Raw genomic sequence first — 21,829 nt, 5'->3', positions numbered from 1 at the left:
GTCACGTCGGCCTGCCTTCCTGACTACTCCATACTTTTACACAGCGAGCAGATGGCTCCCTGATGCTTGTGCGAGTGCATCACGTCCGGGCGCTCGTACTCTTCCTCACAGCTAACGCATTGATACACGGTGGTGGAGGCGTTCCCCGCCGCGTCATAGCGCGGCTCGGCGATGCCGTCATCCACCTGCTTAATATAGTAGCGCCCGCGGGTAAGGAGCCCCATCAGCGGGGTCATGACAAAGGCAACGACCAGCGCAATCAGCGGCGAGAACGGCGCCAGCGTCGCCCCCAGCAGACCGAAGAAGGCGCAGATCGACAGCCCGGCGGCCAGACCAAAGGAGACCACGCCCACCGGGTTAACGTTGTAGATCATGCCGCGGCGATACTCCGGCTGCGCCGGCGCCAGCTTGAGCAAGCCTTTATTAAAGGTGATGTCGGTCGCCACCACCACGACCCAGGCGATGGCGAAGTTGGAGTAAAAGCCGAGGATCCACGACAGGGCGCTGAACATATCGCCCTCCATCAGCGCCAGGGCAATCGCCAGGTTGACCACCACAAAAATAATCCGTCCCGGATAGCGTTTGGTGGTGCGGGTCCAGGCGCTGGTCCACGCCAGCGAGCCGGAGTAGGCATTGGTGACGTTAATTTTGATCTGCGAGATCACCACCAGCACCACCGCCAGCGTCAGGGCCAGCCAGCCGGGCACCAGGTTATCGAAGACGCTGACGAACTGCTGCACCGGTTCGGTATTGTGCACCGCCGGGAAACGGGTCAACAGATAGAAGCCGAGGAAGGCGCCGATGATCTGTTTGATCGCCCCTAACACCACCCAGCCCGGGCCGGCGGAAAAGACCGCCAGCCACCAGCTTTTACGATTCTCCGCGGTCTTAGGCGGCATAAAGCGCAGGTAATCAATTTGCTCGCCAATCTGCATGATCAGCGACAGGCATACCCCGGCGCCGAGCATGATGGCGGTAATATCCACCGTCGACGCGCTGTTTTTACCGGCGAAATGCAGGAAGCCGTCCACCAGCTGCGGATCTTTGACAATTAGCCACACCACCGGCACCACCATCAGCACCAGCCACAGCGGCGTGGTCCACACCTGCAGGCGGGTCAGGGCTTTCATGCCATAGACCACCAGCGGGAGCACCATCAGGGTGGCGATCAGATATCCCATCCACAGCGGGATCCCGAGGCCCACCAGCAGGCCCTGGGCCATGATCGAGCCTTCGAGGGCGAAGAAGATAAAGGTGAAGCCGGCAAAAATAATGCTGGTGATCACCGAGCCGAAATAGCCGAAGCCGGCGCTGCGGGTGATCAGGTCAAGGTCAATGTTGTAGCGCGCGGCGGTGATCGCCAGCGGAATGCCGGTGAGGAAGATCACCAGCGCCGCCACCAGGATCGAATAGATGGCGTTGCTGGTGCCCCAGGCCATACCGATGCTGGCGCCGATGGAAAAGTCGGCCAGATAGGCAATGCCGCCCAGCGCGGTGACCGCGACGACGCCCGGACCCCAGCGGCGAAAGCTCAGCGGGGCGTAACGTAAGGTGTAATCTTCTAAGGTTTCCCGGGAGCCGGAAGTCCGCGTTGTCGCGGGTAATTCAGGGTTAAGATCCAGTGATGACATAGTCATTCCTTAATGGTTAGGCATGACTTGAATTAGCAAACCTTATGCCATATTGCAGGGCAGGCGTGGCGCGGAGGTGGAGGCAGGATGATATAAAGAGAGAGCAGAGGCTGCACCATCCGGACGCGCTTGCGCCCGGCTGGTGCAACAGGCCTATTTGCCAAGCATGCCTTTGTCTTCGAGGAAGGCGATAATGGTGCTCAGGCCGTCGCCCTGCTTCAGATTGGTGAAGGTCCATGGGCGATCGCCGCGCATACGCTGGGTATCGCTCGCCATCACCTCCAGCGACGCGCCCACATAGGGGGCAAGGTCGGTTTTATTGATCACCAGGAAATCGGATTTGGTGATCCCCGGTCCGCCTTTGCGCGGGATCTTCTCCCCTTCGGCCACATCGATGACGTAGATGGTCAGATCCGCCAGCTCTGGGCTGAAGGTGGCGCTCAGGTTATCGCCGCCGCTTTCCACGAAGATAAGGTCGAGGTTACCGAACTTTTCACTCAGCGCTTCCACGGCGGCGAGGTTCATTGAGGCATCTTCGCGGATCGCCGTATGCGGGCAGCCGCCGGTTTCCACACCGACGATGCGTTCAGGCGCCAGCGCGCCCGCTTCGGTGAGGATGCGCTGATCTTCTTTGGTATAGATGTCGTTAGTGACCACCGCCAGCTGCCAGGTATCGCGCATCGCTTTACACAGTGCTTCCAGCAGAGCGGTTTTACCGGAGCCGACCGGGCCGCCGACGCCGACGCGCAGCGGGTGTTTATAAGAGTTCATGGCTTCTCCTAGGAACGGAATAATCGAGAGTATTGGGTTTCATGCCGGGCAGAGGCGATGGCGGCGAGCGGGGTGGCCGATCCGATATCGCCGTCCGGCGTGGCCAGCGCGCGGGGCATCTCGGCCGCGTAGTGGTCACAAAGACGTAAAATCAGCTGCTGGGCGGCCTGCTGGCCGAAGGGGACCAGCTTGACGCCGGCCATCACGGCGCTCTCAATCCAGCTATAGCCCAGGCTGAGGGCCATCTCGGGCAGGGCGATACGCCAGCGCACGCCGAGCCAGGCCATCCCGGCGAGCTGGCTTTGCTGGCACAGGGAGCGCCACGGCGGCGGACAGTCCGGCTGCCAGTCGCTCAGCAGACGGGCAAACGCCGCGCCGCGGTTGCGCTCTTCCTCCCGCAGTTCACGAGTTTCCCGGCAGGCCAGCAGATAGGCGGTCCAGCGCTGGGCCGCAGCGATATCGCCTTGTTCGCAGGCGCGGTACAGGCGGGCGAACAGCGGCAGGTCAACGGTAAAAAAGCCTTCCGTCATCTGGCGTCGCTGCCAGCGCTCGAAGGCCGCGACGTCCGGCACCCAGCCGGCTTCCACAGCCCACTCCAGCCCCTGGGACCAGCTGTAACCCCCTACCGGCAGGTTGCTGCTGGCCAGCTGCATCAGCCGCAGGCGTTGTTCCGCTGTCGACATGCTAGTGGCTGTGAGCGTGGTGGTCATGATGAGCATGATGATGACCGTGGCTCTCGCTGGCGTAAGCGCCGGCTTCCGGCTCGAACGGCAGCTGGCCAAAGGTCACCGTCAGGCCGAACTGGCGCAGCATATCGTCCAGCACGTGATCGTGATGGTAGCGCAGCTCGCCAGGCATGATCTGCAGCGGCACGTGACGGTTGCCGAGGTGGTAGCAGGCCTTCGCCAGCATAAACGGATCGTCGCAGCGCACTACCGACACCCCTTCATCAGCGGCAATCACCTGCACAAACTCGGTGCCTTCTTCGTTGCTGAGCACATCGCCGCCGCGCAGCAGCAGGCCGCGGGGCAGCAGCAGGCCGGCTTCCCGGCCATCGTTGAGGGTGACCTTAACCCGGCTTTTGACGCGAACATCAATCGGCAGCGTAACGCTGGCGGTCGCGGCGCTGGGGATCTCCAGACGTTGAGTTAAATAAAGCATCCGCTCTCCTTAAAACAGAAAATATCGTTGCGCCATCGGCAGAACGTCTGCCGGCTCGCTGGTGATAAGTTCGCCATCCACCCGCACCTCATAGGTCTGGGCGTCGACGGTGATGTTAGGCTGCAGGCTGTTGTGCACCATGTCGGCTTTCTGCACCGTACGGCAGCCTTTCACCACGGCGATCGCGCTGCGCAGGTTCAGCCGCTCGGCAACGCCATTGGCTGCCGCCGCCTGCGACAGGAAGGTGAGGCGGCAGTGATGGCGGGCGCTGCCCAGCGCGCCAAACATCGGGCGGTAGTGCACCGGCTGCGGGGTCGGAATAGAGGCATTGATATCGCCCATCGGCGCGATGGCGATCATGCCGCCTTTGATCACGGTGGCCGGTTTCACGCCGAAGAAGGCTGGCGACCAGACCACGAGGTCAGCCAGCTTACCCACCTCAATGGATCCGACTTCGTGTGCGATGCCGTGGGTCAGCGCCGGGTTGATGGTGTATTTGGCGATGTAGCGCTTCACGCGGAAGTTGTCGTTATCCCCGGTCTCCTCCGCCAGCGCTCCGCGCTGCACCTTCATGCGATGCGCCACCTGCCAGGTGCGGAGAATCACTTCCCCGACGCGGCCCATGGCCTGCGAATCGGAGGAGGTGAGCGAGAAGGCACCGAGATCGTGCAGCACGTCTTCCGCAGCGATGGTTTCCCGGCGAATGCGCGACTCGGCAAAGGCCACGTCCTCGGCGATGTCCGGGTCCAGATGGTGGCAGACCATCAGCATATCGAGATGTTCATCGATGGTGTTGAGGGTGTAGGGCAGCGTTGGGTTGGTGGACGACGGCAAAATGTTCGGGTGGGCGCAGGCGGTGATGATGTCCGGCGCATGGCCGCCGCCGGCCCCTTCGGTATGGAAGGTGTGGATGGTGCGTCCGCCGATGGCGGCGAGGGTGTCTTCCACAAAACCGGATTCATTCAGGGTGTCGCTGTGCAGGGCGACCTGGATGTCCATTTCATCGGCGACGGTTAACGCACAGTCGATCGCCGCCGGGGTGGCGCCCCAGTCCTCATGGATCTTCAGGCCAATAACGCCCGCCGCCACCTGCTCGCGCAGGGCATCCGGCTGAGAAACGTTTCCCTTGCCCAGCAGGCCGATATTGACCGGCAGGCTGTCGGCCGCCTGCAGCATGCGTGAGATATACCACGGGCCCGGGGTGCAGGTGGTGGCATGAGTGCCCGCGGCCGGGCCGGTGCCGCCGCCGACCATGGTGGTCACGCCGGAGACCAGCGCCTCTTCCGCCTGCTGCGGACAGATCCAGTGAATATGGGTATCGATCCCGCCGGCGGTGACAATTTTTCCTTCGGCGGCAATCACTTCCGTCGCGGCGCCGATGGGGATGGTGACGTTGGGCTGGATGTCGGGGTTGCCGGCTTTGCCGATGGCGAAGATCCGGCCGTCCTTCACGCCGATATCGGCCTTAACGATCCCCCAGTGATCGACGATCAACGCGTTGGTGAGCACCAGGTCGACACAGTCGGCGGCCAGCATCTGCCCCTGGCCCATGCCGTCGCGGATCACTTTGCCGCCGCCGAATTTGACCTCTTCCCCGTAGGTGGTCAAATCGTCCTCCACCTCGATCCACAGCTCGGTATCCGCCAGGCGCACCTTGTCGCCGACGGTGGGGCCGAACATATCGGCATAGGCCTGGCGTGAAATATTACTCATCGTTTACCTCCAGAGGGCCCATGACCTCGCCGCGGAAGCCGAAGATGGCGCGGTGACCAGCGAAGGCCACCAGCTCGACCTCGCGTTTCTGGCCGGGTTCAAAGCGTACCGCCGTGCCCGCCGGGATATTCAGGCGATAGCCGGCGGCCTGCTGACGGTCGAACTTCAGCGCCGGGTTAACCTCGGCGAAATGGTAGTGCGAACCGACCTGAATCGGCCGATCGCCGTGGTTCTCAACGACCACGCGACAGGTTGCCCGGCCGGTATTCAGGGCTATCTGACCGGGCTTAACGTGATATTCACCGGGGATCATGGCGCTACCTCAGATAATCGGGTTGTGAACGGTGACCAGCTTCGAGCCGTCCGGGAAGGTGGCTTCGACCTGGATATCCGGGATCATTTCCGGGACGCCCTCCATCACCTGCTCGCGGGTCAGGACATGTCGGCCTTCCTCCATCAGCGAGGCCACGCTTTTGCCGTCCCGAGCGCCTTCCATAATAAAGGCGCTGATCAGGGCCACGGACTCCGGATAGTTGAGCTTCAGGCCGCGGGCCAGGCGACGCTCCGCCACCAGCGCGGCGGTAAACAGCAACAGCTTGTCTTTTTCTCGGGGGGTCAGTTCCATAACGTTCTCTTAAGTCAGCCAGATTCGGGGAAGTACGGGAGATTTGCCGGTAAGATGAGGGCGCAGAAACTGCCATACGTCGCGCATCACCCGCTGGCAAATCAGATTATCGTCACTGAGGAAACGCACCGTCAGCAGGCGGTCGGTCAGGCTGGCGCCGGCGTAGAGACCGAGCGGCGCCAGCGCGTCGCGCACCCCGTCGAGCAGGGCATCGGTAGCCGGATAGCACAGCAAAGTGCCGACCCAGGGACGTTCGGCGACGCTGGAGAGCTCTCCCTCCTGCAGCTGCAGGCGCTCGACCAGCAGCGGCTCATCGTCCACCCATACCTCCAGCCGGTTGCTGAGGGTGCCGTGGCTGAAGGTTTCGCCAATCACCGGGCGGCCAAGGCAGAGCAGATCCCAGGCCAGCAGCCTGCTGGAGGCGCAAAGATGAAAGGTAGTGAACAGCCGGGCATTCGCCCCGGGAAAGAAGATGGCATCCTGCGGGAGCCACTCCAGGGTCGCCTGCGGGGCAAGGGTCAACTGCTGGCGAACTAGCGCTTGCGCGCCGCTGCTGCGGTAAAACTTGCTGGCGCCAGGCATGGTTATCAGCGTATGGCAGCCGGGGGCAAGGTGCGCGCTAATTGTCAGCTCATCACCGCCGACGATGCCGCCGGGCGGGTGAAGCAGATAGAGGTGACAGGTCTCTTCTTCCGGGTAAAACGGGCGCTGGACGGTCAGCGGGCCGACGTGTTGGGCGCTGGCGAGAACGGTCTTGCCGCCGGCCTGCTGAAAGCGGAGATCCAGCGTAGCCTGCCAGCCTTTTTTGAGTGGTGGTAACACGGTGCCGTGCAATGTTGCGCCCCTGCAAAATCAAGATAAAACAGCAGCAATGAGTATTGATCGGCGGGAGTTTATCCCGGTCATACGAAACGCTTATGTCATCCGTAACCCGGAGCGTCGCGACGGGCGCGAGGGGAAAGCGGCATAACCGCTCCGGATTATTCACCCGGATAATCTTTGCCGTCAATATCCTGATCCGCAGCCTGGGCGCGGCGGAAAAGGCGGCGGATCGGGTTGCGCCGCGCCGCCAGCCGCCAGCGCAACTTTTGCCTTTCCATGCTGCTAACGTATTGTTACAAAAGGGGGATATGACGATGATCGCCTTTGATGGCGAGGAGGCGTAAAAGGGCGGATGAAAGGCGCGATTAGCGCAGGGGAGTTCCCCGGCTGGCGGAGCCGGGAGGGGAGATTACTTCTGCTCTGGCGTTTTTTTCTTCTTCACGCGGGTCCAGATTTTGCTCTCCTGGCGGCGCCACAGACGCTGAATGTTGTCGTGATGGCGCAGGAGGATCAGGCAGGAGAGCATCGACACCGGAAAGGTGTACTGCGGTTTGAACCACCAGACGTAGAACGGGGCGATCAGCGCGCTGACGATAGCGCCCAGGGAAGAGTAACCGCTGAGCAGGATGGTCAGCAGCCAGGTCCCGGCCATCACCCCGGTCAGATCGAGCCCGATGGGGGCGATAGCGCCGAAGGCCGTGGCGACGCCTTTACCGCCGCGGAAATGAAAGAAGACTGGCCAGATATGGCCCACGCAGGCGGCAATCGCCACTAACCCCAGCCAGAACGGCGTAAGGCCCAGCGCCCAGGCGCCCCACACCGGGAGCATGCCCTTCAGCACATCAAAAATAAGTACCGCTACGGCCGCCCCTTTTCCGCCAATTCGTAGTACGTTAGTGGCCCCGGGGTTGCCTGAGCCGCTGTCGCGTGGGTCGGGCAGGCCAGCAAGGCGACATACCAGAATGGCGCTGGAAATGGAGCCGCAGAGGTAGGCGAGGAGTACCAGTCCAGGCGCGATTGCACTCATAACGCTGTTCCGTTTTGAAAATGTCGTTGTATTCTCTGCATCTGTGGATAATACGCATAATTCGCCGGAAGTGGTATCCGGTTTAGCTAAAAAGCAGGCAGGGCGTGATGGATATTGTATTTATAGAGCAACTTTCGGTAATCACCACCATTGGTGTTTATGACTGGGAACAAACCATTGAGCAGAAGCTGGTGTTCGATATCGAAATTGCATGGGATAACCGCAAGGCGGCCGCCAGCGATGATGTCAGCGATTGCCTCAGCTATGCTGATATCAGCGAGCGCGTGATCGCGCATGTGGAGGGGGGAAAATTTGCGTTAGTGGAGCGGGTGGCGGAAGAGGTGGCCGACCTGCTGCTGGAAACATTCCAGTCGCCCTGGGTGCGCATAAAAGTCAGCAAACCTGGCGCCGTGGCTCGCGCGGCAAACGTCGGGGTGATTATTGAACGTGGCCTTAATCTGAAACAAAACTTTTCAGGTCATACTTGTTAAACAAATTGCGTTTATACCGGTCATAGCATCCGGTCATCAGGCAATTTTACTGGCGATGTCCTTCCAGAACGGTGGACGAATCCGTGTGTACTTCCTGTACGCTGCGGATTACGCGCGCTCTGGCAGCCGGGTTGTGCCTGTTGAACGATACCGTGTTCCTGGTTTTTTTCATTTTACTTTTTTAAAGGGTTTAATTGGATGAGCGATATACACTCGCTGCTGGTGGCGGCAATATTGGGTGTGGTTGAGGGTTTGACAGAGTTTTTACCTGTTTCCAGTACCGGTCATATGATTATTGTTGGTCACCTGCTGGGGTTTGAAGGTGATACCGCAAATACCTTTGAAGTGGTGATTCAGTTAGGTTCGATACTCGCCGTGGTGGTGATGTTCTGGCGTCGCCTGTTCGGCCTGATCGGCATCCATTTCGGGAAACCGCCGGCGCATGAAGGCCAGGGCAGCGGCCGTTTGTCGCTTATCCATATCCTTCTCGGCATGATCCCCGCGGTGGTGATGGGGCTGATTTTCCATGACACCATTAAATACTTGTTTAACCCGGTGAACGTGATGTACGCCCTGATTGTCGGCGGCGTATTGCTGATTGCAGCGGAAGTGCTGAAGCCGAAACAGCCGCGCGCGGTCGGGATTGACGATATGACCTACCGTCAGGCGTTCGTCATCGGCTGCTTTCAGTGCCTGGCGCTGTGGCCAGGTTTCTCCCGCTCGGGGGCGACTATCTCCGGCGGCATGCTGATGGGCGTCAGCCGCTATGCGGCCTCGGAGTTCTCTTTCCTGCTGGCGGTACCGATGATGATGGGCGCCACCGTGCTGGACGTCTACAAGAGCATCGGCTTCCTGAACATGGGCGATGTCCCGATGTTCGCCGTCGGCTTCGTGATGGCGTTTATCGTGGCGCTGATTGCGATTAAAACCTTCCTGCAGCTGATCAAACGGATCTCGTTCATTCCGTTCGCTATCTACCGCTTTATCGTCGCGGCAGCGGTGTACGTGGTCTTCTTCTAAGGCCTGCGCCCTCAGCCTTGCGGCTGGGGGCAACGCTGTTCCTTCCACTGCGCTACCGCCGCAATTCTCCGCCGCGTCAGCTCCTCGCGAATTTCCGCCCCTTTAAAGCCCGCCGCCACGACCTCTTTAGTGGAGACCGACTGCGCCACTTCCCAGGCCTCCAGCAGCAGGCGCCCCTGCGGGTAATCGCTGGCCTCGAAACCGGTGCGTCCGCGGACGTCGGCTTCGCTGGTGAGCGCGATCTGCTGCACGCGCTGCGGTTTGCGCCACGCGTCAATGCTGTCGAAGAGTTTGACGAGGGTTTTCGGCTGCAGAATCGGCAGGGTGTGGATTAGGTCATGGTACTCCGCCACCAGTTTCGCGAGATCGCGGATATCGTTCGGCACCCGCAGACGCGCGCAGAGCTGCTCCACCAGCTTGACTCCCGCTGGACCATGGCCGTGGTGACGCGGCCAGAGCGCCTTCGGCGTCAGCCCTTTGCCGAGGTCATGGCACAGGGTGGCGAAACGTACGTCGACATCCGGCGACAGCATCGCGGCCATCGTGACGGTCATCAGGGTGTGCAGGCCGGTATCGATTTCCGGATGCCATTTCGCCGGGGCCGGCACGCCGTACAGGGCGTCAATCTCCGGGAACAGCACCTTGAGGGCCTGACAGTCGCGCAGCGTCTGGAAAAAGACCTGCGGGTTGCGAGTAGTTAATGCGCTTTCCGTCTCTTTCCACACCCGCTCCGGCGTTAAATGCGCCAGCTCGCCGGCCTCAACCATCGCGGCCATCAGGGCCTGGGTCTCTTCGGCAATGCGAAAACCGAGGTGGGCGTAGCGGGCGGCAAAGCGCGCGACGCGCAGCACGCGCAGCGGATCTTCACTAAACGCGGGAGAGACATGGCGCAGCAGGCGCTGACGGAGATCGTTCTGTCCGCCGTAGGGGTCGATAATTGCGCCGTCGGCATCCTGGGCGAGGGCATTGACCGTCAGGTCGCGGCGCAGCAGATCGGCTTCGAGGGTGACGTCCGGGGCGGCATAGCAGGTAAAACCGGTATAGCCCGCGCCGGATTTGCGCTCGGTGCGGGCCAGGGCATACTCTTCCCGGCTTTGCGGATGGAGGAACACGGGAAAATCGCGGCCTACCTGTTGATAGCCCGCGTCTAGCATCTGTTGCGGGGTGGCGCCCACCACCACCCAGTCTCGGTCTTTGACCGGCAGCCCTAACAGCGCGTCACGCACCGCGCCACCGACCAGATAACTCTTCACGCCTGATTCTCCCGTATCCGTTTTTCGCAAGATGATACGTAAGTCTGGCAGAGAAGACGAATTAGTTCATCCACCGGTCTTTACGTTTGCGGCTTGGCACCAGATGCGGCAGCACCAGACCGAGTAGCAGACCGACGCCCAGCACACCGCCGCCGTACATAAACCACTGCATGATAATGGTGCGCTGTTTATCATCAAGCTGCAGATTTGCCGCATTCACCTTCTTCTGCGCGACAACCAGCTCGTTTTTCAACTTTTGGTTCTCGTCCTTCAGCGCGTTAATCACGCTGTCGCTGCCGGCGACTTTCTTCTGCATATCCGCCGTGCGCTGGTTCCAGGTGGCATCGATGTTATTCAGCTTATCGGTCAGCGTTTTGACCTGGTTTTCCAGATCCGGGACGCGGGTGCGCAGGCTGGGCTCGTTGCTCAGCTCTTTCAGCGGGATCCAGGCGGTACGGCCGTTGCTATCGCGAATTTGCGCGTAACTGGTGCTGTCGTTCGTTTGCAGTACCGACACTTCTTCCCCGGCGTTGATGGTGCCGACCAGACGATAATTATCGCCCGGGCCGCTGCGAACCCAGGTGTTCAGCTCATCGGAAACGTAGCGCTTTTCTTCTGCGTGAACCGCCGTGGCGGCGCTAAGCGCGAGCAAAGTAAAAGTAATCAGGCGTAATTTTGGCATCAGGTCATCGTTTGGTCATAAAAAGTGGAACGATAGTAGAGGCATCGCCAGAGCGACGCAAAGTTTTCCGCCACAATCGGAATCATCCAGGAGGTGGCCCGGCAAAAAGCGCGTTGCATGGCGATTCGCCGCAAAATACTATCTACTGACAAAAAATATTGTCGTAAGTTCGCCGCAATTTGTCGGCGCAGCACAGAAGCGGAAGAATTCAGTCATGGCTCAAGAAATCGAACTCAAGTTTATCGTCGCTCAGGATGGGGTAGAGACGCTGCGCGAGCAGCTCAATGCGCTCGAAGCGAAACATACGCCCGCGGGCCAGTTGCTGAACATTTATTACGAAACCGCCGATAACTGGCTGCGTCGTCACGATATGGGGCTGCGCATCCGCGGCGATCAGGGGTGTTATGAGATGACGCTGAAAATCGCCGGTCGGGTGGTCGGCGGCCTGCACCAGCGCCCGGAATATAATATTCCACTGGATAAACCGGAGCTGGCGCTTGAGCGCCTGCCGGCGGAGGTCTGGCCGCAAGGGGAACTTCCGGCCGCGCTGGCGGAGCATGTCCAGCCGCTGTTCAGCACCGATTTTGCCCGTGAACGCTGGGTGATCCAGGAAGGAAAGAGTGAGATTGAGATTGCCCTCGATCGCGGCGAAGTAAAGGCGGGCGAACATCAGGAGCCGATCTGCGAACTGGAGCTGGAGCTGCTCGCCGGGGAGACCGCCGATCTGCTGCGCCTCGCGCATCGTTTGCTGGAGAGCGGCGTCCTGCGTCAGGGGAGCCTGAGCAAAGCCGCGCGCGGGTATCATCTGGCGCAAGGTAACAATGAGCGTCCGGTGACCCGGCTGGCGGTGCTGCCGGTGGCAGCGAAGGCCAGCGTGGAGCAGGGGCTGGAGGCGGCGCTGGAGAGCGCCCTGGCGCATTGGCTGTATCACGACGAGATCTGGCTGCGCGGCAACGCAAAAGCCAAAGCGGAAATTCTGCTGGCGATAGCCCGCGTGCGCCATGCCCTCGTGCTGTTTGGTGGCATCGTGCCGCGTAAGGCGACCACCCACCTCCGCGCGTTGCTGAACGACGCCGACGCCGTTCTGCTGGCTGCGGACACCGCCGACGAAGCGTTATTCCGCACCGAGGTCGTTGGCGCCAAACTGGCCCTGACCGAATGGCTGGTCCAGCGCGGGTGGCGTCCGTTCCTCAACGAGGCGGGAGAGAAAAAAATAGCCGGATCGTTCAAACGGTTTGCCGATATTCACCTCTCGCGGGTGGCGGCCGAGCTGCGCAGCGCCGTGCAGCATCTGGCGGTAGAAGATGCCGCTGACCAGTTGCCGAAGCTGTCCCGCGACATCGACAGCGTCCAGCTGCTGGCGGGCGCCTATGGCGACGCCGTCGCGCCGTGGCTGGAGAACTGGCAGGAACTTCAGCGTGCGATAGAGCATGACGACCGCAGCGTGTTTGAATATTTCCGTCGCCAGGCGCTGGCTGCCGAGCCGTTCTGGCTGCATAGTGGAAAACGATAATTACAGGCCAGGGAGCCCTTATGATGCCGCTTTCTCCGCAGTTACAGCAGCACTGGCAGACGGTCGCTGACCGTCTGCCAACGGATTTTCCCGTTGCCGAACTGAGCCCACAGGCCAGGTCGGTGATGGCGTTCAGCGATTTTGTCGAACAGAGTGTGATCGCTCAGCCGGGCTGGCTGAATGAGCTTGCGGACTCCGCGCCGGCGGCGGAAGAGTGGCGGCATTACGAAGCCTGGCTGCAGGAGCGCCTGCAGGCCGTCACTGACGAAGCGGGGTTGATGCGAGAGCTGCGTCTCTTCCGCCGCCAGATGATGGTCCGCATCGCCTGGGCGCAGGCGTTGTCGCTGGTGCGCGAAGAAGAGACGCTGCAGCAGCTGAGCGTCCTGGCGGAGACCCTGATTGTCGCCGCCCGCGACTGGCTGTACGCCGCCTGCTGTAAAGAGTGGGGAACGCCATGCAACGCCGAGGGTCAGCCGCAGCCGCTGCTGATCCTCGGGATGGGAAAGCTGGGCGGCGGCGAGCTGAACTTCTCTTCCGATATCGATCTGATCTTTGCCTGGCCGGAGCATGGCGCCACCCGCGGCGGCCGCCGCGAGCTGGATAACGCCCAGTTCTTTACCCGCCTGGGGCAGCGGCTTATCAAGGCGCTCGACCAGCCGACGCAGGACGGCTTTGTTTATCGGGTGGACATGCGCCTGCGGCCGTTTGGCGACAGCGGGCCGCTGGTGCTCAGCTTTGCGGCGCTGGAAGATTATTACCAGGAGCAGGGGCGGGACTGGGAACGCTACGCGATGGTGAAAGCGCGGATCATGGGCGATAACGACGGCGCCTACGCCAGCGAACTGCGCGCGATGCTTCGCCCCTTCGTCTTCCGCCGCTATATCGACTTCAGCGTGATCCAGTCGCTGCGTAACATGAAAGGCATGATCGCCCGTGAAGTGCGGCGTCGCGGTCTGAAAGACAACATCAAGCTCGGCGCCGGCGGCATTCGTGAAATTGAATTTATCGTTCAGGTCTTTCAGCTGATCCGCGGCGGTCGCGAACCTGCGCTGCAGCAGCGCGCGCTATTGCCGACACTGGCGGCGATTGATGAGCTGCATCTGCTGCCGGAAGGCGACGCGACGCTGCTGCGCGCGGCCTATCTGTTCCTGCGCCGGCTGGAAAACCTGCTGCAAAGTATCAACGATGAACAGACCCAGACCCTGCCGCAGGATGAACTGAACCGCGCCAGACTGGCGTGGGGGATGCATACCGATGACTGGGAGACGCTGAGCGCGCAGCTGGCGAACCATATGGCCAACGTACGGCGGGTGTTTAATGAACTGATCGGCGATGACGAGGCTCAGTCGCCAGATGAGCAGCTGGCCGAGTACTGGCGCGAGCTGTGGCAGGATGCGCTGGAAGAAGATGACGCCAGTCCGGCGCTGGCGCATTTAAACGACGCCGACCGCCGCAGCGTGCTGGCGCTGATTGCCGATTTCCGCAAAGAGCTGGATCGGCGCACCATCGGCCCGCGCGGCCGCCAGGTGCTGGATCAGCTGATGCCGCATCTGCTGAGCGAAATCTGCTCGCGCGCCGATGCGCCGCTGCCTCTGGCGCGGATCACGCCGCTGTTGACCGGGATCGTCACCCGCACCACCTATCTTGAACTGCTGAGCGAATTCCCCGGCGCGCTGAAACACCTGATTACGCTCTGCGCGGCATCGCCGATGGTCGCCAGCCAGCTGGCGCGCCACCCGCTGCTGCTGGATGAGCTGCTGGATCCCAACACCCTCTATCAGCCGACGGCGACCGATGCCTATCGCGACGAGCTGCGTCAGTATCTGCTGCGGGTGCCGGAAGAGGATGAAGAGCAGCAGCTGGAGGCGTTGCGCCAGTTCAAGCAGGCGCAGCAGCTACATATCGCGGCGGCGGATATCGCCGGCACCCTGCCGGTGATGAAGGTCAGCGATCATTTAACCTGGCTTGCCGAAGCGATCCTCGATGCGGTGGTGCAGCAGGCATGGGGGCAGATGGTGGCTCGCTACGGCCTGCCGACCCATCTGCACGATCGCCAGGGGCGCGGCTTCGCCGTCGTCGGCTACGGTAAGCTCGGCGGTTGGGAGCTGGGCTACAGCTCCGATCTCGACCTGGTGTTCCTCCATGACTGCCCGGCGGAGGTGATGACCGACGGCGAGCGGGAGATTGACGGCCGTCAGTTCTACCTGCGGCTGGCCCAGCGGATCATGCATCTGTTCAGCACCCGCACCTCGTCCGGTATTCTCTACGAAGTGGACGCCCGGCTGCGCCCTTCCGGCGCGGCGGGGATGCTGGTTACCACCGCTGACGCGTTTGCCGACTATCAGCAGAACGAGGCCTGGACGTGGGAGCATCAGGCGCTGGTGCGCGCCCGCGTGGTCTATGGCGACCCGGCGTTGCAGGCGCGCTTTGACGCCATTCGTCGCGATATCCTGACCACCCCGCGGGAGGGCGCAACCCTGCAGACCGAGGTTCGCGAGATGCGCGAGAAGATGCGCGCCCACCTCGGCAACAAGCATCCCAATCGTTTTGATATCAAAGCCGATGCCGGCGGGATCACGGATATTGAATTTATTACCCAGTATCTGGTCCTACGCTATGCCAGCGACAAGCCGAAGCTGACCCGCTGGTCTGATAATGTGCGTATTCTCGAGCTGCTGGCGCAGAACGACATCATGGACGAGGAGGAAGCGCGCGCCTTAACGCACGCGTACACCACCTTGCGTGACGCGCTCCATCACCTGGCCCTGCAGGAGCTGCCGGGACACGTGGCGCCAGAGGCCTTCAGCCGGGAGCGCGAGCAGGTCAGCGCCAGCTGGCAGAAATGGCTGATGGCTTAACTATAAAATCGGGTGTGCTATTATCGCGCGCAAAGTTTGCGTCTCGCAGGAGAGAGTCATGAAAGTAACGCTGCCGGAGTTTGAACGTGCAGGAGTGTTGGTGGTGGGTGATGTGATGCTGGACCGCTACTGGTACGGCCCCACCAGTCGTATTTCCCCGGAAGCCCCGGTGCCGGTGGTGAAGGTGGAAAATATCGAAGAACGTCCTGGCGGCGCGGCAAACGTAGCGATGAACATTGCCTCGCTGGGGGCAACCTCGCGCCTGGTGGGATTGACCGGGATTGATGACGCCGCCCGCGCGCTGAGCCAGGCGCTGGCCAACGTCAATGTGAAGTGCGACTTCGTCTCCGTCCCGACTCACCCGACTATCACCAAGCTGCGGGTGCTGTCGCGCAATCAACAGCTGATCCGCCTCGACTTTGAAGAGGGCTTCTCCGGCGTCGATCCGCAGCCGATGCACGAGCGCATTCAGCAGGCGCTGGGCTCTATTGGCGCGCTGGTCCTTTCGGACTATGCCAAAGGGGCGCTGACCAGTGTCCAGACCATGATCCGACTCGCACGCGAAGCGGGCGTGCCGGTGCTGATCGATCCGAAAGGAACCGATTTCGAACGCTATCGCGGCGCGACGTTGCTCACCCCGAACCTCTCTGAGTTTGAAGCGGTGGTGGGCAAGTGCCAGGATGAAGCGCAGATCGTTGAGCGCGGCATGAAGCTCATCGCCGAATTCGAACTGTCGGCGCTGCTGGTGACGCGCTCTGAGCAGGGGATGACGCTGCTGCAGCCGGGGCGTCCGCCGCTGCATATGCCGACCCAGGCCCAGGAAGTGTACGACGTGACCGGCGCCGGCGACACGGTGATTGGCGTGCTGGCGGCGACCCTGGCGTCCGGCAACACCCTGGAAGAGGCCTGCTATTTCGCTAACGCCGCGGCGGGCGTGGTGGTCGGTAAGCTGGGTACATCCACCGTTTCCCCTGTCGAGCTGGAAAACGCGGTCCGCGGCCGGGCTGAGACCGGCTTTGGCGTGATGAGCGAAGAGGAGCTCAAACAGGCGGTTGCGGCGGCGCGCAAGCGCGGCGAGAAAGTGGTGATGACCAACGGCGTCTTCGACATTCTGCATGCCGGTCATGTCTCCTATCTGGCGAATGCGCGCAAGCTGGGCGACCGTCTGATCGTGGCGGTCAACAGCGATGCCTCCACCAAACGTCTGAAAGGCGAAACCCGCCCGGTGAACCCGCTGGAACAGCGGATGATCGTGCTGGGGGCGCTGGAAGCCGTCGACTGGGTGGTCTCCTTCGAAGAAGATACTCCGCAGCGCCTGATCGCTGGCATCCTGCCGGATCTGCTGGTCAAGGGCGGCGACTACAAACCGGAGCAGATCGCCGGCAGCGAAGAGGTCTGGGCGAACGGTGGCGAAGTGCTGGTGCTCAACTTTGAAGATGGCTGCTCAACTACCAATATTATTAAGAAAATACAAAAAGATAGCGACAAATAAGCTTTTCGCTATTCACCGGTTTGTACGGTGAAGCATCACGGCCTGCGATAGACGTATCGCGGGCCGTTTTTATTTAATCATGTGGAAAATGATTTAGCGCAATAAATAATCATGTTAAGCGCATTTTTCGTACAAATCGCGTTAAGGTAAGCGTAAATACTGAAGTGAGTAAAAGGCATATGACTTATCAGAACATCCACCGCTGAAGGAGTATGCGCATGAACCATAACGATATGTATTCAATGAAGAATTTTGATTTTTTGGCGCGGAGTTTCGCCAGAATGCACGCCCAGGGCCAGCCAGTTGATCTTCAGGCCATTGTCGGCAATATGGATGAAGAACATCGTGAATGGTTTTGCCAGCGCTATGAACTGTACTGTCGCCAGGTGAGTAGCCAGGCGGAAGCTGCCCATTAAGCCAAACGCAAAACGGGCCCCCAGGGGCCCGTTTTTTACTGCTGCTCTTCGCTGCCCGGCGTCGCCGCCGGGCGGTTTTCGAGGTCATTCAGGCGCTGCTCCAGCAGCGCCAGTTTTTCCCGGGTCCGCAGCAGCACCTGAGTCTGCACGTCAAACTCTTCGCGGCTAACCAGATCCAGACGGGTCAGCTGCGACTGTAGCGCCTGGCGGATTTTCTTCTCAACATCCTCACCCAGATCGCGAAGTCCTTTTGGCATCGACTCATGGACCTGGCGGGCGATTTGTTCAATTTTTTTCGGGTCAATCATGGTGGTTTCCTGCTCGGGTCGGATGATTGATCATTGTAGTGCGAACCAGGCCGCCTATAAACCAGAAATGTTTGAAGCTTATGCATTGCCGAGGATAGTCAATAGCGTTATAGTTATCTCGCTTATTCTCAGGGCGGGGCGAAATTCCCCACCGGCGGTAAATCAACCATGGCGTTGAAAGCCCGCGAGCGCTTCCTGTGACTACGGGAAGGTCAGCAGATCCGGTGTAATTCCGGGGCCGACGGTTAAAGTCCGGATGGGAGAGAGTAACGGCACAGTCGGGCCCAGGCCCGCTCGCGTTGACTTTTGCCGCTAAACCGGCGCTCCTAAGACTGCCCTGATTCTGGTAACCATAATTTTAATGAGGTTTTTTTACCATGAATCAGACGCTCCTTTCTTCTTTTGGTACCGCTTTTGAACGCGTGGAACACGCTTTGGACGCCCTGCGCGAAGGCCGCGGCGTGATGGTGCTTGATGATGAAGACCGTGAAAACGAAGGCGATATGATCTTCGCCGCCGAAACCATGACCGTTGAGCAGATGGCACTGACCATTCGTCACGGCAGCGGCATTGTGTGCCTGTGCCTGACCGAAGAACGCCGCAAACAGCTGGATCTGCCGATGATGGTAGAGAACAACACCAGCGCCTACGGCACTGGCTTCACCGTGACCATCGAAGCGGCCGAAGGTGTGACCACCGGCGTCTCCGCTGCCGACCGCGTGACCACCGTCCGCGCGGCCATCGCCGACGGCGCGAAACCTTCCGATCTCAACCGTCCAGGTCACGTCTTCCCGCTGCGTGCGCAGCCGGGCGGCGTACTGACCCGCGGCGGCCACACCGAAGCCACTATCGACCTCGTGACCCTGGCTGGCTTTAAACCGGCAGGCGTGCTGTGCGAGTTGACCAATGACGATGGCACCATGGCCCGCGCGCCGGAGTGCATCAAGTTCGCTCAGCAGCACAATATGGCGGTAGTCACGATTGAAGATCTGGTGGCCTATCGTCGCGAACATGAGCGTAAAGCCAGCTAAATAGCGGTTCGCTACGCCCGAGCACAGCCCACTTGTTAGTGGGCTGTGTTGTTTCTGCGCTTTAACCGATGCCCATCGTCTGGAGTACCACCAGGCTCAGCCCCATGACCGACATCCCGCACAGGACGCCGTAGCTTGGATTGCTTTGCGGATCGATCTCTTTCGCCAGCGGCATCAGTTCATCGACCGACAGCGCCACCATAATCCCGGCGACGGCAGCCATGATCGCGCCCATCACCAGCGGCGAGACCAGGCTCCCCAGAATCAACCACGCCAGCACGCCGCCCAAAATTTCCGCCATGCCGGAAAGCCCGGCCCAGAGCACCGCTTTGCTGCGCGAGCCGGTGGCGGCATACACCGGTCCGGCAACCGCCAGTCCTTCCGGAATATTGTGCAGGGCGACGGCAAGGGCGACGCCCATGCCAAGCTCGAGGTTGTTGCTGGCCGTGACATAGGTGGCGATCCCTTCCGGAAAGTTATGCAGGCTGATCCCCAGTGTCAAAAGAATAGCGGTGCGGCGTAAGTTGCGCGGGCGCGGCATGGCGGGAATCATCAGATCCTGCGGGTGGGCGTGCGGCAGCAGGCGGTCAAGGCCAAAGTAGCCCAGCAGGCCGACAACAAACATTCCGTAGCCGAGCAGCGGCGACATGCCCTCGGCGGCCAGCGCGGCAGGCAGCATTTCCATCAATGAAATTAATAGCATAATCCCGGCGGCAAAGCCGAGGGAGAAGCCAAGCAGGCGGTTAGAGGGTTTCTGGCCAATCACGCCGAATATGGCGCCAATGAAGGTTGCGCTACCGGCTAACAGCGTCAATATTAAGGGTGATGACATCGCTTCTCTCCCTGTGAAAATAATTACATACGAGTATATTGCCTGAGGATGCGCGTACGGGACACGTCCCTTTACCGCGAATTACATTCAAATTTTCTGACGATCATCATCATGGTTATCTGAGTTTATCCTGGCGCAAAAGCGCGTAATGTGAGCACATCACATTGACACCCTAAGGATATCATCATGTCCCGTACCCGAATGCCCGCGTTGTTTCTCGGCCATGGCAGCCCAATGAACGTGCTGGAAGACAACCGTTATACCCGCGCCTGGGCTCAACTGGGCGAAACCCTGCCGCGTCCGAAAGCGATCGTGGTGGTCTCTGCGCACTGGTTTACGCGCGGTACGGGCGTAACGGCGATGGAGGCGCCGAAGACCATTCATGACTTCGGCGGTTTTCCGCAGGCGCTGTATGACACGCATTATCCGGCGCCGGGCTCTCCGGCGCTGGCGCAACGGCTGGTGGAGCTGCTCTCGCCGGTGCCGGTCACCCTCGATACAGAAGCCTGGGGATTTGACCATGGCTCGTGGGGCGTGCTGATTAAAATGTATCCGCAGGCGGATATCCCGATGGTTCAGTTGAGCATCGACAGCACCAAACCGCCGGCCGGGCATCTCGAAATGGGGCGGAAACTGGCCTCGCTGCGTGATGAAGGCATTATGCTGGTGGCCAGCGGCAATGTGGTGCATAACCTGCGCACCGCCCGCTGGCATGGCGAGAACACGCCGTACCCTTGGGCAGAGTCCTTCAATAATTACGTGAAAGCGAATCTGCAATGGCAGGGGCTGGACGAGCAGCACCCGCTGGTTAACTACCTGGCACACGAAGGGGGCTCGCTCTCCAACCCGACGGCGGAGCATTTCCTGCCGCTGCTGTATGTCCTGGGGACGTGGGATGGAGTTGAGGCGATGACGATCCCGGTCGATGGCATCGAGATGGGCTCGCTGAGCATGCTGTCGGTGTTGGTTGGCGCCTGATGATAGCGCGCTCCGGCGGCATTTACCGTCGCCGGAGCGCGGCATTATTCGACGAAAATGTGCGGATAGAAGCGCGACAGATCCTGGGTGATCAGCGCCCGGTCTTCGCGAATACCGATCCCTGCAGGCTGGTCGTTGATGAGCCAGCTGCCAATCAGCGTATAGCTATCGCCAAACTTCGGCAGCGGGTAAAACGCCTGCACGATGGTGCCTTCTTCCCCGTACGGGCCTTCTACTGCCTCCACCACTTTGCCATTTTCAACGATCGACACGTTAGCGCCTTCGCGGGAGAAGATTGGCTTAATGACGTACTTCTCCATCTCCGGGTGAGTATCTTCGCTGAAGTAGGCCGCCAGCAGATTAGGGTGATTGGGGAACATCTCCCACAGCATCGGCAGCAGCGCCTTGTTGGAGATAATGCTTTTCCACGCCGGCTCCAGCCAGCGGACGCCAGCGTCTTCCAGCTTGGTGGAGAACATCTCCCGCAGCATAAACTCCCACGGATAGAGCTTGAACAGATTGCCAATCACCTGATCCTGCAGATCGGTAAACTGGCCTTTTTCGCCCAGGCCGATATCTTCAACGTAGAGGAATTCCGTCGCCAGCCCCGCTTCAGCGGCGCAGTCCTGCAGATACTGCACGGTACCGCGATCTTCAACGGTATCGCGGCAGCAGGCCATATGCAGCAGCTGAAAGCCAAACTGCTCGCGCAGCTCGCCGAAGCGATCGATCAGCTTTTCCTGCAAACTGTTGAACTGGTCGCTGCCCGCCGGCAGCTTGCCGGCGTTGAGCTGATCTTCCAGCCAGATCCACTGGAAGAAGGCCGCTTCATACAGCGAGGTCGGGGTGTCGGCATTGTTCTCCAGCAGCTTCGGTTCGCCGACGCCATCCCAGGCCAGGTCGAGACGTGAGTAGAGCGACGGCTGGTTGGTTTTCCACGACTGGCGTACAAAACCCCAGGTGTGTTTAGGGATGCGGAATTTGGTCATCAGCTCATCGCTGGCGATCACTTTTTCCACCACCTGGAGGCACATCTGATGTAGCTCAGCGGTGACCGCTTCCAGCTTTTCCACCTGCGCGAGGGTCAGCTTGTAATACGCCTCTTCGCTCCAGTAGGGCTCGCCGTACATGGTATGGAAGTTGAAACCGTACTCGGTCGCTTTCTCGCGCCAGTCCGGGCGCTCGGTAATACTGACTCTTTCCAT

The 21,829-nt window shown here is 60.5% G+C and carries 25 protein-coding genes and 1 riboswitch; of the genes, 9 read left to right on the top strand and 16 right to left on the bottom strand.

All coding sequences use genetic code 11. From position 1 onward, the window contains the following. Positions 1 to 23: 23 nt before the first annotated feature. From KHQ23_RS05595 to KHQ23_RS05560, 8 genes are all read right to left on the bottom strand, one after another. Positions 24 to 1,631: a cytosine permease gene (locus tag KHQ23_RS05595; protein WP_004181356.1), complete on the bottom strand. Its 1,608-nt coding sequence runs from the start codon at positions 1,629 to 1,631 to the stop codon at positions 24 to 26. Between the two features lie 153 nt (positions 1,632 to 1,784). Further along, the gene (ureG, locus tag KHQ23_RS05590; protein WP_002916877.1) at positions 1,785 to 2,402 is read right to left on the bottom strand and encodes an urease accessory protein UreG; all 618 of its coding nucleotides are present in this window, start codon (positions 2,400 to 2,402) and stop codon (positions 1,785 to 1,787) included. Between the two features lie 8 nt (positions 2,403 to 2,410). Next, entirely contained in the window at positions 2,411 to 3,085 is a 675-nt protein-coding gene (locus KHQ23_RS05585; protein ID WP_015959000.1) for an urease accessory protein UreF, read from the bottom strand. Position 3,086: 1 nt separating this feature from the next. Next, entirely contained in the window at positions 3,087 to 3,563 is a 477-nt protein-coding gene (gene ureE, locus KHQ23_RS05580) for an urease accessory protein UreE (protein ID WP_004215466.1), read from the bottom strand. Between the two features lie 9 nt (positions 3,564 to 3,572). After that, complete coding sequence (gene ureC / locus KHQ23_RS05575) at positions 3,573 to 5,276, bottom strand: urease subunit alpha (RefSeq protein WP_015958999.1); 1,704 nt, start codon at positions 5,274 to 5,276, stop codon at positions 3,573 to 3,575. Continuing rightward, entirely contained in the window at positions 5,269 to 5,589 is a 321-nt protein-coding gene (locus KHQ23_RS05570; RefSeq protein ID WP_032421838.1) for an urease subunit beta, read from the bottom strand. The genes ureC and KHQ23_RS05570 overlap by 8 nt, the downstream gene beginning before the upstream one ends. A 9-nt stretch (positions 5,590 to 5,598) precedes the next feature. Next, complete coding sequence (locus tag KHQ23_RS05565) at positions 5,599 to 5,901, bottom strand: urease subunit gamma (protein WP_002916871.1); 303 nt, start codon at positions 5,899 to 5,901, stop codon at positions 5,599 to 5,601. Positions 5,902 to 5,910: 9 nt separating this feature from the next. Further along, positions 5,911 to 6,735, bottom strand: coding sequence for an urease accessory protein UreD (locus tag KHQ23_RS05560; RefSeq protein WP_004174349.1), 825 nt, complete (start codon positions 6,733 to 6,735; stop codon positions 5,911 to 5,913). Between KHQ23_RS05560 and KHQ23_RS05555 the strand changes: the two genes are divergently transcribed. Beyond that, complete coding sequence (locus KHQ23_RS05555; RefSeq protein WP_004144529.1) at positions 6,725 to 6,871, top strand: short-chain dehydrogenase; 147 nt, start codon at positions 6,725 to 6,727, stop codon at positions 6,869 to 6,871. The genes KHQ23_RS05560 and KHQ23_RS05555 overlap by 11 nt on opposite strands. A gap of 10 nt (positions 6,872 to 6,881) precedes the next feature. Here KHQ23_RS05555 and KHQ23_RS05550 read toward each other — a convergent pair whose 3' ends face one another. Beyond that, complete coding sequence (locus KHQ23_RS05550) at positions 6,882 to 7,001, bottom strand: hypothetical protein (RefSeq protein WP_020324810.1); 120 nt, start codon at positions 6,999 to 7,001, stop codon at positions 6,882 to 6,884. 131 nt (positions 7,002 to 7,132) lie between these two features. Continuing rightward, positions 7,133 to 7,750: a glycerol-3-phosphate 1-O-acyltransferase PlsY gene (plsY, locus tag KHQ23_RS05545; protein ID WP_004144530.1), complete on the bottom strand. Its 618-nt coding sequence runs from the start codon at positions 7,748 to 7,750 to the stop codon at positions 7,133 to 7,135. Between the two features lie 107 nt (positions 7,751 to 7,857). On the opposite strand from plsY, the gene folB reads away from it, so the two are divergent. Next, on the top strand, positions 7,858 to 8,241 hold the full coding sequence (gene folB, locus KHQ23_RS05540; protein WP_004150923.1) for a bifunctional dihydroneopterin aldolase/7,8-dihydroneopterin epimerase: 384 nt from the start codon (positions 7,858 to 7,860) through the stop codon (positions 8,239 to 8,241). A gap of 198 nt (positions 8,242 to 8,439) precedes the next feature. Beyond that, the gene (gene bacA / locus KHQ23_RS05535; protein ID WP_211776950.1) at positions 8,440 to 9,261 is read left to right on the top strand and encodes an undecaprenyl-diphosphate phosphatase; all 822 of its coding nucleotides are present in this window, start codon (positions 8,440 to 8,442) and stop codon (positions 9,259 to 9,261) included. 11 nt (positions 9,262 to 9,272) lie between these two features. Here the strand turns inward: bacA and KHQ23_RS05530 are convergent, their stop codons facing one another. Further along, entirely contained in the window at positions 9,273 to 10,514 is a 1,242-nt protein-coding gene (locus KHQ23_RS05530) for a multifunctional CCA addition/repair protein (protein WP_002916864.1), read from the bottom strand. A 61-nt stretch (positions 10,515 to 10,575) separates the two neighbouring features. Then, complete coding sequence (locus KHQ23_RS05525; RefSeq protein WP_002916862.1) at positions 10,576 to 11,196, bottom strand: TIGR04211 family SH3 domain-containing protein; 621 nt, start codon at positions 11,194 to 11,196, stop codon at positions 10,576 to 10,578. Positions 11,197 to 11,410: 214 nt separating this feature from the next. Here KHQ23_RS05525 and KHQ23_RS05520 point away from each other — a divergent pair, with 214 nt between their 5' ends. The 3 genes from KHQ23_RS05520 to hldE are packed head-to-tail and all read left to right on the top strand — an operon-like array spanning position 11,411 to position 17,059. After that, entirely contained in the window at positions 11,411 to 12,709 is a 1,299-nt protein-coding gene (locus tag KHQ23_RS05520; RefSeq protein WP_032421837.1) for an inorganic triphosphatase, read from the top strand. Between the two features lie 20 nt (positions 12,710 to 12,729). Beyond that, the gene (glnE, locus tag KHQ23_RS05515) at positions 12,730 to 15,567 is read left to right on the top strand and encodes a bifunctional [glutamate--ammonia ligase]-adenylyl-L-tyrosine phosphorylase/[glutamate--ammonia-ligase] adenylyltransferase (protein WP_002916860.1); all 2,838 of its coding nucleotides are present in this window, start codon (positions 12,730 to 12,732) and stop codon (positions 15,565 to 15,567) included. Between the two features lie 58 nt (positions 15,568 to 15,625). After that, positions 15,626 to 17,059: a bifunctional D-glycero-beta-D-manno-heptose-7-phosphate kinase/D-glycero-beta-D-manno-heptose 1-phosphate adenylyltransferase HldE gene (gene hldE, locus KHQ23_RS05510; RefSeq protein WP_002916858.1), complete on the top strand. Its 1,434-nt coding sequence runs from the start codon at positions 15,626 to 15,628 to the stop codon at positions 17,057 to 17,059. 77 nt (positions 17,060 to 17,136) lie between these two features. Here hldE and KHQ23_RS05505 read toward each other — a convergent pair whose 3' ends face one another. Further along, positions 17,137 to 17,286 carry a hypothetical protein gene (locus tag KHQ23_RS05505; RefSeq protein ID WP_004144536.1) on the bottom strand — a complete coding sequence of 50 codons (150 nt, stop codon included), beginning with the start codon at positions 17,284 to 17,286 and terminating at the stop codon, positions 17,137 to 17,139. Between KHQ23_RS05505 and glgS the strand changes: the two genes are divergently transcribed. After that, positions 17,278 to 17,475: a cell surface composition regulator GlgS gene (glgS, locus tag KHQ23_RS05500; protein WP_002916857.1), complete on the top strand. Its 198-nt coding sequence runs from the start codon at positions 17,278 to 17,280 to the stop codon at positions 17,473 to 17,475. The two genes, KHQ23_RS05505 and glgS, sit on opposite strands and share 9 nt — an antisense overlap. Before the next feature lie 35 nt (positions 17,476 to 17,510). Here the strand turns inward: glgS and KHQ23_RS05495 are convergent, their stop codons facing one another. Then, positions 17,511 to 17,783: an accessory factor UbiK family protein gene (locus tag KHQ23_RS05495; RefSeq protein WP_002916856.1), complete on the bottom strand. Its 273-nt coding sequence runs from the start codon at positions 17,781 to 17,783 to the stop codon at positions 17,511 to 17,513. 120 nt (positions 17,784 to 17,903) lie between these two features. Continuing rightward, positions 17,904 to 18,055, top strand: a riboswitch (FMN riboswitch). A 105-nt stretch (positions 18,056 to 18,160) separates the two neighbouring features. Here KHQ23_RS05495 and ribB point away from each other — a divergent pair. Beyond that, complete coding sequence (ribB, locus tag KHQ23_RS05490; protein WP_004185664.1) at positions 18,161 to 18,814, top strand: 3,4-dihydroxy-2-butanone-4-phosphate synthase; 654 nt, start codon at positions 18,161 to 18,163, stop codon at positions 18,812 to 18,814. A gap of 61 nt (positions 18,815 to 18,875) precedes the next feature. On the opposite strand, the gene zupT is transcribed toward ribB, so the two are convergent. Further along, the gene (gene zupT / locus KHQ23_RS05485) at positions 18,876 to 19,646 is read right to left on the bottom strand and encodes a zinc transporter ZupT (protein WP_004213783.1); all 771 of its coding nucleotides are present in this window, start codon (positions 19,644 to 19,646) and stop codon (positions 18,876 to 18,878) included. A gap of 186 nt (positions 19,647 to 19,832) precedes the next feature. Between zupT and ygiD the strand changes: the two genes are divergently transcribed. Beyond that, the gene (ygiD, locus tag KHQ23_RS05480; protein ID WP_032421835.1) at positions 19,833 to 20,624 is read left to right on the top strand and encodes a 4,5-DOPA dioxygenase extradiol; all 792 of its coding nucleotides are present in this window, start codon (positions 19,833 to 19,835) and stop codon (positions 20,622 to 20,624) included. 44 nt (positions 20,625 to 20,668) lie between these two features. Here ygiD and KHQ23_RS05475 read toward each other — a convergent pair whose 3' ends face one another. Next, on the bottom strand, positions 20,669 to 21,829 hold the full coding sequence (locus KHQ23_RS05475; protein ID WP_004144540.1) for a glutathionylspermidine synthase family protein: 1,161 nt from the start codon (positions 21,827 to 21,829) through the stop codon (positions 20,669 to 20,671).

Origin of the sequence: Klebsiella sp. 64, assembly GCF_018223915.1 — a bacterium.
GTDB lineage: Bacteria > Pseudomonadota > Gammaproteobacteria > Enterobacterales > Enterobacteriaceae > Klebsiella > Klebsiella pneumoniae.
Note: the sequence above shows the minus strand (reverse complement) of the source record. Positions and strands in the feature narration are given on the sequence as shown.

Bases quoted from the DNA above. Each gene is read 5' to 3' on its own strand.
- bacA (WP_211776950.1), top strand. From the start codon at position 8,440: ATGAGCGATATACACTCGCTGCTGGTGGCGGCAATATTGGGTGTGGTT.
- glnE (WP_002916860.1), top strand. From the start codon at position 12,730: ATGATGCCGCTTTCTCCGCAGTTACAGCAGCACTGGCAGACGGTCGCT.
- plsY (WP_004144530.1), bottom strand. From the start codon at position 7,750: ATGAGTGCAATCGCGCCTGGACTGGTACTCCTCGCCTACCTCTGCGGC.
- hldE (WP_002916858.1), top strand. From the start codon at position 15,626: ATGAAAGTAACGCTGCCGGAGTTTGAACGTGCAGGAGTGTTGGTGGTG.
- ureE (WP_004215466.1), bottom strand. From the start codon at position 3,563: ATGCTTTATTTAACTCAACGTCTGGAGATCCCCAGCGCCGCGACCGCC.
- KHQ23_RS05525 (WP_002916862.1), bottom strand. From the start codon at position 11,196: ATGCCAAAATTACGCCTGATTACTTTTACTTTGCTCGCGCTTAGCGCC.
- glgS (WP_002916857.1), top strand. From the start codon at position 17,278: ATGAACCATAACGATATGTATTCAATGAAGAATTTTGATTTTTTGGCG.
- ribB (WP_004185664.1), top strand. From the start codon at position 18,161: ATGAATCAGACGCTCCTTTCTTCTTTTGGTACCGCTTTTGAACGCGTG.
- KHQ23_RS05550 (WP_020324810.1), bottom strand. From the start codon at position 7,001: ATGGAAAGGCAAAAGTTGCGCTGGCGGCTGGCGGCGCGGCGCAACCCG.
- ureG (WP_002916877.1), bottom strand. From the start codon at position 2,402: ATGAACTCTTATAAACACCCGCTGCGCGTCGGCGTCGGCGGCCCGGTC.
- folB (WP_004150923.1), top strand. From the start codon at position 7,858: ATGGATATTGTATTTATAGAGCAACTTTCGGTAATCACCACCATTGGT.
- KHQ23_RS05475 (WP_004144540.1), bottom strand. From the start codon at position 21,829: ATGGAAAGAGTCAGTATTACCGAGCGCCCGGACTGGCGCGAGAAAGCG.
- KHQ23_RS05520 (WP_032421837.1), top strand. From the start codon at position 11,411: ATGGCTCAAGAAATCGAACTCAAGTTTATCGTCGCTCAGGATGGGGTA.
- KHQ23_RS05565 (WP_002916871.1), bottom strand. From the start codon at position 5,901: ATGGAACTGACCCCCCGAGAAAAAGACAAGCTGTTGCTGTTTACCGCC.
- KHQ23_RS05570 (WP_032421838.1), bottom strand. From the start codon at position 5,589: ATGATCCCCGGTGAATATCACGTTAAGCCCGGTCAGATAGCCCTGAAT.
- KHQ23_RS05595 (WP_004181356.1), bottom strand. From the start codon at position 1,631: ATGTCATCACTGGATCTTAACCCTGAATTACCCGCGACAACGCGGACT.
- ygiD (WP_032421835.1), top strand. From the start codon at position 19,833: ATGTCCCGTACCCGAATGCCCGCGTTGTTTCTCGGCCATGGCAGCCCA.
- KHQ23_RS05495 (WP_002916856.1), bottom strand. From the start codon at position 17,783: ATGATTGACCCGAAAAAAATTGAACAAATCGCCCGCCAGGTCCATGAG.
- ureC (WP_015958999.1), bottom strand. From the start codon at position 5,276: ATGAGTAATATTTCACGCCAGGCCTATGCCGATATGTTCGGCCCCACC.
- KHQ23_RS05585 (WP_015959000.1), bottom strand. From the start codon at position 3,085: ATGTCGACAGCGGAACAACGCCTGCGGCTGATGCAGCTGGCCAGCAGC.
- zupT (WP_004213783.1), bottom strand. From the start codon at position 19,646: ATGTCATCACCCTTAATATTGACGCTGTTAGCCGGTAGCGCAACCTTC.
- KHQ23_RS05505 (WP_004144536.1), bottom strand. From the start codon at position 17,286: ATGGTTCATGCGCATACTCCTTCAGCGGTGGATGTTCTGATAAGTCAT.